Here is a 12,086-nt window from a genome sequence, read left to right as displayed (position 1 = left end):
TCCTTGGACAAAATCCACGAGTGCGTAATTTGTAGATTGGAGGTTCATCATATATGAATGAAAAAGAAAGATACCAAATGCTTTGCCTAGTTGAACAATCTTATAAACACTGGACAGAGGAACAATTGCCCACACCCCTCCTGGAGAAAAAAGACCGCCTTCGATGGTTAGATGAGCAATCACCCTATGGTTTGTTGGTTCAAAATACGAACGCTGAGCCATTTTTCATCTACGCCAATAAACAAGCACAAAATATTTTTGGCTATAATTTGGAGGAATTTCTATCCATCCCTTCCAGAAAAAGTGCACCTCCTCAGAAACAAAAAGATAGGAATCTTATGTTAGAGAATGTTGCTATGAATGGCATATCAACAAATTATTATGGCACAAGGATAGATAAACAAGGGAAGTTATTCGAAATAGAAAAAGGAATTATTTGGAAGTTGATAAACGAATCAGGTGCATTAATTGGGACTGCTGCACTGATCTACATTTCGAAGGTATGAATCAGTCAAAACCTGTTACCATCATTTATAAGCGGCTCCTGGTTATAAGCCTTCTGCATAGCTTATAAAGCTGCAGACTCATCAGGTTTAAACTAAGAGGCTTCAAGAAAAAATATTTCCGACGCTATATCTATGCCCTTTGTCAATAAGTTGGAGTATAGCTTTTGAAATAGCTAAGGTTGTGCAGAGTAAATTTGCTCCAATTTTAACAATCACAACTTTTCCTCTCCCCTCTTGCTAACCGCCACCAATTAAGCTAAAATAAAAACATGTCGTATATGTCTAGGAATATGGCCCAGACGTTTCTACTTAGCTACCGTAAATGGCTAAACTACGAGCAATAGCATATCTCGATTTTTGTTTTTGACAGGATCGGTTCTTTTTTTGCGATGGCTCATCTTTGAAAAATGTGCGACAACACAATTCAGGGAGGCTTTGTTTAATGGAAAAATTGTTTAAACTACGAGAAAATAAGACAACGATCAAAACAGAAATTTTGGCAGGGTTAACAACGTTCTTGTCGATGGCTTACATATTATTTGTAAATCCGTCTGCGCTTGCAACAACTGGAATGGACATCAGCGCGGTATTCGTGGCTACGGCCTTAGCTGCGGTCGTTGGTTCACTGCTCATGGGGCTCATCGCGAATTATCCGATCGGCCTCGCACCAGGAATCGGGCTTAGTTCCTTTTTCGCGTATACGGTTTGTGCACAGTGGGGCATTCCTTGGGAAACAGCGCTATCTGGCGTTTTGGTTTCTGGCTGTGTCTTCATCGTACTTACGGTCACCGGGATCCGGGAAAAAATCATCAACGCTATTCCTACCGAGTTGAAATTTGCAGTTGGCGCCGGTATTGGCTTTTTCATCGCTTTTCTCGGCCTGAAAAACGCGGGTATCATTGTCGGAAACAAAGCAACGTTGGTGGCGCTTGGCGATCTTCATAACAGTGCGGTGTTGCTTGCGGTCTTTGGTATCGTGGTTACCATTATTCTCATGACTTTAAGTGTAAATGGTGCGATTTTTATCGGGATGGCTGCGACCGTTATTGTCGGCATGCTTTTCCAACTCATCGATGTTCCCACACAAGTCGTGGCACCAATTCCAGATATATCGCCTACATTCGGGCAAGCGCTCTTCCATCTCGGTGATATTTTCACACCGCAAATGCTGATTGTTATTTTGACATTTTTCTTCATTGATTTCTTTGATACTGCCGGTACACTCGTTGCCGTAGCGAATCAAGCGGGATTCATGAAGGATAACAAAATACCACGTGCAAGTCGCGCTTTGTTTGCTGATTCGTCTGCAACCATCGTTGGTTCGATTCTCGGAACGTCGACAACAACGTCTTATGTAGAATCAACGGCAGGTGTTGCGGTCGGTGGTCGTACTGGCTTAACAGCGATTGTGATTGCGATTTGCTTTGCCCTATCGATGTTCTTTTCGCCACTTCTAGGTGTTATCACGAGCGCTGTTACGACGCCGGCCCTTGTTATTGTTGGCATTCTAATGATTGGCAACGTAGCTCATATCGATTGGTCGAAATTCGAAATCGCTGTTCCTTGTTTCATGGTTATCCTGATGATGATGCTCAGCTTTTCGATTGCTTCTGGGATCGCGCTCGGCTTCATCTTTTATCCAATCACAATGTTTTTCAAAGGTAGATATAAAGAAGTTCACCCGATTATGTACGTACTCATGTTATTATTTATTTTATATTTTGTGTTTGTTGTTTAAAAAAGTTGGGCGGAAACGCCCAACTTTTTTAATTCTCTTCATAATAGTCGTAACCTCGTCCTACATCTGCCAAACGATGTGCATCTGAGCCGTACACCAATTCGATTCCGAGCCCTCGCGCCTCTTTTGCCACATCAAGCGGTGGATACGTCTCCCCGCAAAACTCCTTATAAAGTCCTGCTGTATTCCAATCTAGCTGGTATTCTTGCGCTTTGACGTCTTTTAGTAACTGCGAAATTTGCAATCGTGCCTCGCTTTTTATACCAGTCTCCTCTTCCGTAAAAAAGCCTTGGAATTTCTGACAAAGCGAAATATGGCCTAATCGTTTCGGCTTGGCTACACCTAAATCTGCAAACAACGATTCTCTAATCAACGCATAATAAGCCTTTTGTACAGCAGCAAAATCACCATAGTGCTGCAAAATTCCAGCCTCAAAATCTTCTGCGGAGAAATCGATAAAACGCCATCCTTCTGTCCCAGGCATAAAATGAAGCGACAAAATACTGTCATCCATCTGCGAACCATACTCCCTTAACAAAGCCCGTGTATCCCTTTCAAACCCTGGCAAGAAATCCACTTCTAATCCAACATGAATCCGAATTTGATTTTTATATTTCTGCTTCATTTCATGTGCGTGTTTAAAATAAGTATCTAGCTGATCCCAGCGAATCGCAGCCGTTGCAATATCCTCCATAGGATTCGCAATGAGTTCCTCAAAAGCTACCGGCATTGGCGGGTGCTCCGTAATCGAATAATCCGTAAATCCTAGTGTTATTGCTTTTTCAATCATTGATTCCAGCCTATCCCCCGAGCCATGCGGACAAAATTCCGTATGCGTGTGTCCATCCCACTTTTTCATCATGCATCCCTCCTTTTGGCTTCATTGTATCATCACTCCATCCAAAAAAGCCATGATATTGAATATCATGGCTCACCAGACTTATTCTATTATCATTTCTACCGGGATACGTTTGATTTCTTTATAGTTCGCATCAACTGCTATTATCTCTAGTTTATCCGAACTACTTGTAATTTTTTTGACGATATCTTTGCATGTATATGTTCCTGTTACTGGATCTAAGTCCGCTTGTCTAACGATTTCTCCATTTACCAAAAGACGCACATATTTGATGTCTTTTCCATACTTTCCTGTCAATGTCGCGCTTCCAAATGTATAACTATCAGCTGTCAATGTAAGATCTAGCACAATTGGTTCCACCACAACTGTTGTGCGGCCAAGTTCTACATAATTTTCATCCACACCAACAATTTCCACCAAATCAGTATCTTTTAAAATACTTTTCTTAGCATCTTCGAAAATATAGCTACCATCTTCACGTATCGTACCTTGCTGAACAGATTTACCATTAACCCACAGACGTACTTTACTAATGTTCTTGCCAAGTGTCCCGGTCAATTCTTTCGTGCCAAACTTATAGGTATCTGCCTTCACCCAGTTCTCAAAAGGCGAGCTTGCTACACTTACTTTCACTCGTGCCACTTCTATATTTTGCGTATCAACGCCGACAATTTCTACAATGTCTTTCTTTGATGTTACGAATTTGGCGATATCTTGCACTTGATACGTACCATCTGCATTCGTTGTTGCTTGCCCCACTACTTGACCATTGACCCACATGGAAATTTTGGCGATGTCTTTTCCATAAGTACCAACAATATTGGCCGAGTCTATTTGATAAGCATCCGCCGTTAATTTGTAATCTTTAATAATAGAACCGGTTATATTGACAGACACGCGTGCGATTTCAACAAATTTGGAATCTACCGCAACAACTTCAACTTTGTCATCCAATGATTTGACGTATTTCGTAGCATTGTCTATTTTAAAAGTACCATCTGCATTTAGTGTCGCTTGTGTTACTACAATGCCGTTAACCCAAAGTCGAACCCTTGGTATATTCGCGCCATATTCGCCGGTGATTGTTGCTTCGCCTAACTTGTAATCAGATACAGAGAGTCGAATATCAGCTCCTTGAGCCACCAATATACTTGCTACATTTGTCATACCACTAAGCGGTTTTGTGACATATATTGTTAGGCTTGTGTTGGCTACTTGTTCTGGTATTGATACGCTGAATTTCCCGGTTCCATCAGCCGTACCTATGCCCAAAATAAGCGTTCCTTTTCGTACAACGACGTTTCCATTTGGTTCGCCGGTTCCGGTCACAGCCGTTTCGTTTGTTGTTACTCGATTGACTGTAATTGGAGCGATTATGCTAAATTCTTTCTTCGCCTTATCAAAATCTTTCTGAAGGCTAGCCCGAGTTATATAATCATTCACTTCATTGATTTGTGCCTGTGCTTTATTCAAATCTGATTGATTCGTTGTTGGTTTAACCTCATTTGCAGGATTATTTTCTAGAAATAAAGCATTAACAAGCTCTCTTGCAAGTTCTTCTGGTGTTGGAACAGCGGTTACTTTTAAATCAGCAATTAAATAGAATTCATTTTGCGCTTTAGCCCATATCGCAACTGTATCGCCAGTTTCCAAGTTATTCGACGTTACAACATTTTTTAATTGCGCCATCTACTGAGCTCGTTGTCTGAACGGATTTCCCATTCACAGTAATTTGATAGGTGTAATAGCTCTGTTCCGCGTTATTTAACGCAAATGTAGCTGCCTTATGATCTGCGCTTAACGTTATTTTTTCAAACGCATCCCTAGCTCCCACTAACGTCTCTGCCTTATCAACGTAACCTTGCAACACTTCTTTCTCTGGTGCGGGTGTGAGGATATTTACCTTCCGTTGCGCCTCTTCCACGCTAGCTTTACTAGTCGTTAAAGCGACCATTTCCTTAGGATCATCATTTAAAAATAAAGCTGAAACTGCTGCTACTGCTTCTTCGTAGGGAATTCCTATGACATCCTGTGTTAGCGTTGTAGCCACGAATCTCTGACCATTTGAACGGAGCAGGTTGACGTAAACTTTAACTTTCATCCCTTTTTCTAGAGTTACTGCCCCCATGTCACGCCAAGTGCCGTCCTCATTATATCGGTTCACGTGATTTAGCGCTACCCTATATGTATTATTCCCTGTTGCCATGCCTGTTGTCATCGCGATTTTTTCCCCCGCTGCATTGTATACTTCTGCAATAAAAGCGGTCTGCGATACTAGTTCTCCTGTAATTTCAGTTGCCCCGTTTAACGTAGTCTCGATCGTTAATGATGTTTTTATTTTAGCCGTAAGTTGTGTAATCGCCTTGTCAAGAATCGCTCGTAACTCTGTCTGTTGCGTCGTATCTTCTAAAAGTGACACAGCTTCAATAGCGTCATTGACTGGAACATAATTAAGCCCATCCCGAATGTCATTACTAGGATTTCGATTGATAAATAACGCATAAACCTCTGCCTTGGTCATTTCGTAGCTAGAAACTTGCACTGTCTCATTAGCCGCTTGCGCTCCTAGTGGTGATATGGAGATAGTCGATGCGACAAATATATTGGCCGCTAAAAGTAGTACCCCTGTTTTTCTCATTACTTTATTCATTTTTTTTCGCCCCTTCTTCTATTATTTATCATTACAAGTCAACCATAGCAGTATTCATCACACAAAAAAATACAATACTTCCTCTTTCTAGCTATAAAATAGTGACAATTTAGACATATTTCATTTTGTACATTTGCATATTTCTAGAATATTCTATGAATTTACTGTTATACTGAATCTATATTTCCTTTTATATTTACAAAAACGCTTTAACCTGCTAATATGGTAATACGATAAAGTTAATTAGAAAGGAGATCGAATCAATGAAATGGAATCGGAATCTACCTATTGGTACCCGAGATAAACTTTTTAAAGAAGCTGCCTCGGCTTATGATATGGAGCATCTGGTGAATCGGTCGTTTCATGCGCGTGGGTATCAGCGAATTGAGACGCCTGTTATCGAATTTGATGATGTTTTTTCGGCGATTAATGATGTGAATTTGTACCGCTTTTTCGATAAAAAGGGGCGATTGACGGTTTTACGGCCGGATATGACGTCGCCGATTGGTCGGGTGATTAGTACAACGGGTGTGACGCCGCCGCTCAAGCTTTCTTATAGTGGAAAGGTGTTTCGCGCGAATGAGGAATTGGCTGGGGAACGCAATGAAATGACGCAGGCTGGGATTGAAATTATCGGTTTTGCTTCTATTAAAGCGGAGATTGAATGTATTACGAGTGCGATTGCGGTTTTGAAGCAGCTTGGGATTAGTGATTTCCAAATGGAGATTGGGCATGCGGCGATTTATCAGGCGGTGATTCAGACGCTTGATTTGCAAGGTAGCGATGAGGAGAACTTCCGCCAAGTGTTGCAGAATAAGAGTCTATTCGGGATTCGGTCGTTTGTGGAAAGTCACCCGAGTGAGATGGATGATTTTATTTTGGCATTGCCGCGTTTGTTTGGTTCAGTGGACACGATTCGAGAGGCTCGGGCTTTGACGGAAAATGGTGTTATTTTGGAGGCGTTGGCGCAGATGGAGACGATTATTGAGGTCGTAGATGTGCCGGAGCATTTGTCGGTGGATATTGGATTGGTGCAGGAGCTTCACTATTATACGGGTGCGATTTTCCGTGGTTATGCGGATATGTCGGCGGTTCATTTCTTGAGCGGTGGGCGTTATGATTCGCTTTTCGCCGAGTTTGGGGAGGATAATTGGCCGGCGGTTGGACTTGCGCTGAACCTGGATGAGATTGTGTCGCTGAAACGGCGGACATTGAAAGAGGATAAGCCGGACGCGAAAACGTTTATTCATTATTCACTAGCGACGACGCACCTGGCGGAGGAAATTCTGGCCAAAACGCCGAACAGTTCGCTTAGTTTTTTCGATCAGTTATCGGAGAGTGTGGCGTTTGCGAAGAAATGGCAATTCAGCAAAATCATTGATGTTAGCGAGCATACTGTGCGCGAAATCGATCCAGAAAAGGAGGTTTTGACATGAAATCACTGCAAATTGCCTTAACGAAAGGCCGCTTGGAGAAGTCTGCGGTGGCACTTTTGGAACGGGCTGGCGTGGATTGTGCGATGCTGCATGAGAAAAGTAGGAAGCTGATTTTTAAGCGTGAGGACGCCCCATATTCGTTTATTTTGGCGAAGGCCCCGGATGTGACGACTTATGTGAAACACGGTGTTGCGGATATTGGGATTGTTGGGAAAGATGTGTTGATGGAGCAGGATAAGGAGCATTACGAGATGCTCGATTTGAAAATTGGGCAATGTCAGTTTTGCCTTGCATCGACGCGCAAGTTTGACCCGAGTGACTACAGGCGCAAAATTATCGCGACGAAATACCCGGCGGTGGCGACAAAATATTTTCGCGAACGTGGCGAGGATGTCGAGATTATCAAGATTGAGGGTTCTGTTGAGATGGCGCCTATTTTGGGGCTCGCCGATGCGATTATTGATATCGTAGAAACTGGCTCGACGTTGCGTGAGAATGGCTTGGTTATTTTTGATACGATGTACGATATTTCAGCGCGGCTCATCGTGAATAAGGCCTCATTGAAACGGAATAAAGCGCAAATTTTTGAGTTGATCGATCTGTTGGAGAGAAGATTGGAGGAGGATGCGAAATGAGGTTTATTTCTGGCGATAAGGAGTCGATTTTGGAGCAGTTACATAGCGCGGCGGAATCTGATAATCAGGTGGAAACAGAAGCTGCGGTCAAGGCGATTATCGCGGATGTGAAATTACATGGTGACGCAGCGCTTTTTCGGCTGACGGAGCAATTTGACAACGTGCGATTAAGTGAGCTTCGAGTTCCGCAAGCGTTGTTGGATAATGCGCTAGACCATGTGGAGGCAGATTTTATCGATGCTTTGGAACAGGCGAAGGCGAACATCTTATCCTACCACCAAAAACAGAAACAATCAGGATTTGTGGATACGGAGAAAAAAGGCGTGATGCGTGGTCAGCTCGTTCGTCCGCTTGAAACGGCTGGCATCTATGTTCCTGGTGGCACGGCGGCTTATCCGTCTTCGGTATTGATGAACATTTTGCCCGCCAAAATTGCTGGTGTACCTCGGATTATCATGGTGACGCCACCCGGAAAAGATGGACTGAATCCGTACATTCTAGCTGCTGCCAAGATTGCGGGCGCGGATGAAGTTTACCAAATTGGTGGCGCGCAAGCCGTTGCTGCACTTGCGTTTGGGACAGCAACGATTCCAAAAGTGGATAAAATTGTCGGTCCGGGTAATATTTTTGTGGCATTGGCGAAACGGGAAGTGTTTGGTATCGTGGATATCGATATGATTGCTGGGCCTTCGGAGGTTGTCGTGGTTGCGGATGAAACGGCGAATCCTCGTTTTGTTGCGGCGGATTTATTGTCGCAGGCGGAACATGATACGTTGGCGCGCGCGATTCTTATTACGACGAGTGAAACGTTTGGCCAAGCCGTTGCTTGCGAAGTCGAAAAACAGTTGCAGGCCCTGCCACGTGAGGAGATTGCTCGTGCTTCGATTGCCAATTTTGGACAGGTGATTGTCGCTGAGTCCATGGAAATCGCGTTCGATATTATGAATGAAATCGCGCCGGAGCATCTCGAAATCCAGTTGGAAAACCCGATGGATTATCTGAGTTATGTGAAGAATGCTGGCTCGGTTTTCTTGGGTGCTTATGCCTCTGAGCCGCTTGGTGATTATTTCGCTGGACCGAATCATGTGTTGCCGACGAGTGGAACCGCGCGATTCTTCTCCCCGCTCGGTGTCGCTGATTTTTGCAAACGGACCTCGTTTATTTCTTATACGAAAGACGCGTTGGCGAAGGAAAAAGATGCGATTGTATTGCTCGCTGAAAAAGAAGGCTTGACGGCGCACGCTCGCGCTATCCAAATTCGATTTGAGGAGGACGACGACAATGAGAATAGCTAAAATAGAACGAAAGACTGCGGAAACATCGATTAAAATGGAGGTTTACTTGGACCAACCGGAGAAATGTGAGATTAACACTGGGGTTGGCTTTCTTGATCATATGTTGACTTTATTTGCGAGGCATAGTCGGATTGGATTTGTTTGTGAGGCGATTGGGGATTTGGACGTTGATTCGCATCACACGGTGGAAGATGTCGGGATTGTGCTCGGGCAATGTTTGAAGGAAGCGCTCGGTGATAAAGCCGGGATTAATCGTTACGGTTCGGACTACGTGCCGATGGACGAGTCGCTTGGCTTTGTGGCGCTGGATCTCAGCGGGCGTTCGTATCTTGTTTTTGATGCCGTGTTTGATAATCCGAAACTTGGTGACTTTGATACAGAACTGGTGGAGGAATTTTTCCAAGCGGTGGCGTTTCATACCGCGATAAACCTGCACTGCCGCGTGCTTTATGGCAAAAATACGCATCACAAAATTGAGGCGCTTTTTAAGGCGTTTGGGCGTGCTCTGCGTCAAGCAATCACGGTGAATCCTGATATTCAAGGGGTCAACTCGACGAAGGGTGTGCTGTAAATGCAGATTGCGATTATTGATTATGATGCTGGTAATACGAAAAGTGTGAGCAAGGCGCTCGATTTTATTGGGATTGAAAATACGATAACGGCTGTGAAAAAGACGATTTTGGAGGCGGATGGCATTATTTTGCCGGGTGTTGGTGCATTTCCGCAAGCGATGACGGCACTGGAAGAACGCGATTTAATTGCTGTTTTGCAAGAGGCTGTTGCGCACGGGAAGCCGCTACTTGGTGTTTGTCTTGGGATGCAATTATTGCTTGATTCTAGTGAGGAATTTGGCTATACGCAAGGACTTGGACTCATTCCAGGTCACGCGAAATTGCTACCAGACACGGCGAAAATTCCGCATATGGGTTGGAATCAGTTGGAAGTGAAGCAGGACTCGCCGTTAACGCGGAATCAAGACGGTCATTTTGTGTATTATGTGCATTCTTATTACGCGGTTTGCGATGCCAAATACGTGATGGCGTCCAGTGATTATTCTGTGGAAATTCCCGGGATCATTGCCAATGAGAACGTATATGGCGCCCAGTTTCATCCCGAAAAAAGTGGACAAGCAGGACTCGAAATTTTACAAGGATTTAAGGAGGTAATCACATGCGCATCTTCCCAGCAATAGATTTGAAAAACGGTCGTTGTGTGCGGCTATATCAAGGCGATTTCGCACAGGAAACCGTTGTAAACCCTGACCCTATCGCGCAAGCCACGGCGTTTAGCGAACAAGGCGCAACCTATTTACATATTGTCGATTTAGATGGTGCGCTAGAAGGAAAACCGATGAATCTGGACGTGATTCGCGCGATGAAAAAAGCGGCTGGGCTCCCCGTCCAAGTTGGTGGCGGGATTCGAACGATGAAGCAAATCACGTTTTACCTAGAAGAAGCGGGCATCGATCGTGTTATTATCGGCTCGGCAGCACTCGAAAATCCTGATTTAGTTCGTGACGCGGTGAAGCTTTACGGTGCCAAAATTGCGGTCGGTATTGACGCAAAAAATGGCTTTGTTGCAACATCTGGTTGGATTGACGTGAGCAAAGCGGATTACCTTACTTTTGCAAAAGAAGTCGAAAAAAGTGGCGTACAAACGATCATTTTTACCGATATCGCAAAAGACGGCACGCTAGCAGGTCCGAATTTGGAGCAACTTCAAGCGCTGCAAAAGGCAGTGGACGTTGCTATTATCGCATCTGGTGGCGTAAGTAATAAACAGGATTTGGAGCAACTTTCTGAGCTCGGTTTATATGGCGCAATTTGCGGTAAAGCTTTGTATAACGGCAATATTTCGATGGCAGAAATCACGGAGGTGGAGAATCTTGCTGACTAAACGAATCATTCCATGCTTAGACGTGACCGATGGACGCGTCGTGAAAGGCATCAACTTCGTGTCGCTAACCGATGTTGGTGACCCTGTTGAAATCGCCAAAGCTTACAATGAAGCTGGCGCGGACGAACTTGTTTTCTTGGATATCACGGCAACGCATGAGGAACGCCGCACGATGATCGATGTCGTCGCACGCACCGCGGAACAAGTCTTCATCCCGCTAACCGTCGGCGGTGGCATCCATTCTGTCGCAAATATGAAAGCCTTACTTCAAGCCGGTGCGGACAAAATTTCACTGAATTCAGCCGCCCTTAAAAATCCGGACTTAATCGCAGAAGGCGCTGCTAAATTCGGCAACCAATGCATCGTTGTCGCGATTGACGCCAAATATCACGCTGAAGATGATTCCTGGCATGTTTACAGTCGTGGCGGACGTGATGATACCGGTCTTGACGCTATCCAATGGGCAAAAAAAAGCCGTCTCACTCGGCGCCGGCGAAATCCTGTTAACGAGCATGGACGGCGATGGCACCAAAGACGGTTACGACATCGCGCTTACCGACGCCATCTGTAACGCCGTCCCAGTGCCTGTCATCGCGTCAGGCGGCTGTGGAAACGCCGATCACATGGCAGAAGTCTTCGCCAAAACGAGTGCTGACGCCGCACTCGCCGCATCGATTTTCCATTACGGCGAAATGACGATTCCAGAAGTCAAACAAATTTTGCAAGAGAAAGGAGTTGCGATTCGGCCATGACACTCGATTTTTCCAAAGGCCTCATCCCCGCGATTATCGTGGAAGACACGACCGGTGACGTCCTCATGCTCGCCTATATGAACGCCCAAAGCTATCAAAAAACGCTCGATACAGACACGACTTGGTTTTTCTCACGTTCACGTAACGAACTCTGGAATAAAGGCGCGACATCTGGCCATTTCCAGCACGTCAAAGAAATCCGCTCCGACTGCGACAACGACACGCTCCTGATCCGCGTCGACCAAATCGGAGCCGCCTGCCATACTGGCGCGCATAGCTGCTTCTTCAATCTAGAAAAGGAAGTGACCGACAAATGACG

12 protein-coding genes, 1 pseudogene and 1 riboswitch are annotated in these 12,086 nt (G+C 44.7%); of the genes and pseudogenes, 10 read left to right on the top strand and 3 right to left on the bottom strand.

The genetic code is table 11. The features are described 5' to 3' along the window. Positions 1–53 precede the first annotated feature (53 nt). Positions 54–506, top strand: a complete 453-nt coding sequence (locus tag PCORN_RS04055; protein WP_036077772.1) for an MEKHLA domain-containing protein — start codon at positions 54–56, stop codon at positions 504–506. 252 nt (positions 507–758) lie between these two features. Continuing rightward, positions 759–860: riboswitch (purine riboswitch) on the top strand. Positions 861–948: 88 nt separating this feature from the next. After that, positions 949–2,244, top strand: coding sequence for an NCS2 family permease (locus PCORN_RS04050; RefSeq protein ID WP_036077771.1), 1,296 nt, complete (start codon positions 949–951; stop codon positions 2,242–2,244). A gap of 28 nt (positions 2,245–2,272) precedes the next feature. On the opposite strand, the gene hisJ is transcribed toward PCORN_RS04050, so the two are convergent. From hisJ to PCORN_RS04035, 3 genes are all read right to left on the bottom strand, one after another. Next, complete coding sequence (gene hisJ, locus PCORN_RS04045; protein ID WP_036077769.1) at positions 2,273–3,103, bottom strand: histidinol-phosphatase HisJ; 831 nt, start codon at positions 3,101–3,103, stop codon at positions 2,273–2,275. 81 nt (positions 3,104–3,184) lie between these two features. Beyond that, the gene (locus tag PCORN_RS04040) at positions 3,185–4,792 is read right to left on the bottom strand and encodes an immunoglobulin-like domain-containing protein (protein ID WP_036077768.1); all 1,608 of its coding nucleotides are present in this window, start codon (positions 4,790–4,792) and stop codon (positions 3,185–3,187) included. After that, positions 4,758–5,753, bottom strand: a complete 996-nt coding sequence (locus PCORN_RS04035; protein ID WP_036077766.1) for a toxin Cry1Ac domain D-VI-related protein — start codon at positions 5,751–5,753, stop codon at positions 4,758–4,760. The genes PCORN_RS04040 and PCORN_RS04035 overlap by 35 nt, the downstream gene beginning before the upstream one ends. 263 nt (positions 5,754–6,016) lie before the next feature. Between PCORN_RS04035 and hisZ the strand changes: the two genes are divergently transcribed. The 8 genes and pseudogenes from hisZ to hisI all read left to right on the top strand — a co-directional run bounded on the left by hisZ (position 6,017) and on the right by hisI (position 12,084). Beyond that, positions 6,017–7,189, top strand: a complete 1,173-nt coding sequence (hisZ, locus tag PCORN_RS04030) for an ATP phosphoribosyltransferase regulatory subunit (protein WP_036077763.1) — start codon at positions 6,017–6,019, stop codon at positions 7,187–7,189. After that, positions 7,186–7,824, top strand: coding sequence for an ATP phosphoribosyltransferase (hisG, locus tag PCORN_RS04025; protein WP_036077762.1), 639 nt, complete (start codon positions 7,186–7,188; stop codon positions 7,822–7,824). The genes hisZ and hisG overlap by 4 nt, the downstream gene beginning before the upstream one ends. Further along, the gene (gene hisD / locus PCORN_RS04020; RefSeq protein ID WP_036077760.1) at positions 7,821–9,119 is read left to right on the top strand and encodes a histidinol dehydrogenase; all 1,299 of its coding nucleotides are present in this window, start codon (positions 7,821–7,823) and stop codon (positions 9,117–9,119) included. Before hisG ends, hisD begins: the two co-directional genes overlap by 4 nt. Further along, positions 9,106–9,690, top strand: coding sequence for an imidazoleglycerol-phosphate dehydratase HisB (gene hisB, locus PCORN_RS04015; RefSeq protein WP_036077756.1), 585 nt, complete (start codon positions 9,106–9,108; stop codon positions 9,688–9,690). Before hisD ends, hisB begins: the two co-directional genes overlap by 14 nt. After that, on the top strand, positions 9,691–10,311 hold the full coding sequence (hisH, locus tag PCORN_RS04010; RefSeq protein WP_036077755.1) for an imidazole glycerol phosphate synthase subunit HisH: 621 nt from the start codon (positions 9,691–9,693) through the stop codon (positions 10,309–10,311). It begins immediately after the preceding gene. After that, the gene (gene hisA, locus PCORN_RS04005; RefSeq protein ID WP_036077754.1) at positions 10,290–11,015 is read left to right on the top strand and encodes a 1-(5-phosphoribosyl)-5-[(5-phosphoribosylamino)methylideneamino]imidazole-4-carboxamide isomerase; all 726 of its coding nucleotides are present in this window, start codon (positions 10,290–10,292) and stop codon (positions 11,013–11,015) included. The genes hisH and hisA overlap by 22 nt, the downstream gene beginning before the upstream one ends. Next, positions 11,005–11,767, top strand: a pseudogene (hisF, locus tag PCORN_RS04000) (imidazole glycerol phosphate synthase subunit HisF). Before hisA ends, hisF begins: the two are co-directional and overlap by 11 nt. Beyond that, entirely contained in the window at positions 11,764–12,084 is a 321-nt protein-coding gene (gene hisI / locus PCORN_RS03995) for a phosphoribosyl-AMP cyclohydrolase (protein ID WP_036077752.1), read from the top strand. The pseudogene hisF and the gene hisI overlap by 4 nt, the downstream one beginning before the upstream one ends. Positions 12,085–12,086: the final 2 nt, after the last annotated feature.

Source organism: Listeria cornellensis FSL F6-0969, from assembly GCF_000525855.1.
Lineage (GTDB): Bacteria > Bacillota > Bacilli > Lactobacillales > Listeriaceae > Listeria_A > Listeria_A cornellensis.
The sequence above is the reverse complement of the archived record's forward strand: the minus strand, read 5'-3'. Positions and strand labels throughout refer to the sequence as shown.